This is a genomic window from Alistipes sp. AF48-12, assembly GCF_003477565.1.
In the GTDB taxonomy this organism is placed as follows: domain Bacteria; phylum Bacteroidota; class Bacteroidia; order Bacteroidales; family Rikenellaceae; genus Alistipes_A; species Alistipes_A hominis.
This window is the reverse complement of sequence record NZ_QUDJ01000057.1, coordinates 1-505: the sequence shown is the minus strand read 5'-3', so window position 1 is coordinate 505 and position 505 is coordinate 1. Positions and strand designations below refer to the sequence as shown.

At 32.9% G+C, this 505-nt stretch carries 1 protein-coding gene; it reads left to right on the top strand.

Going from position 1 to position 505, the window contains the following annotated elements:
• On the top strand, positions 1 to 443 hold a 443-nt coding region (locus DW082_RS14195), incomplete at its 5' end, for an SMI1/KNR4 family protein (RefSeq protein ID WP_259335656.1).
• Between the last annotated feature and the right edge of the window lie 62 nt (positions 444 to 505).

Here is a 505-nt window from a genome sequence, read left to right as displayed (position 1 = left end):
AAGCGGAACGCTGCCAAACATTAGTGTCATATAAAATTATAATGAAACAGATAATAGAAAAAATCAATAAAAGTTGGCACTCCAATCCTCCATGTGATCAACAAATAATGTTGAGTGTGGGAAAGTTGTTTCCATTACCCGATGATTATAAGGAATTTATGTTATGGAGTAATGGTGGAGAAGGTAATATTGGTAGTCAATATTTATCATTATGGAAGATTGAAGATTTGATGCAACTGAACAAAGAATACCAAATACAAAAGTATTTGTCGAAAAAATCTTTGGTTATTGGCACTGATGGAGGCGATAATTGTATCGGTTTTTATTTTGGAGAACCTACTTTTATTTTTTTACAACCATTAGGAGATTTAGACTTATCTGAGAATAGATTTTTATCCCAATCATTTACAGATATGTTCATTAATTGGTTGAGAATAAGATAAAAAATGACACTAACAAGCGGCTCAACCTCCCCTGAAAGGTCGGTTAGCCACCCAACATTATC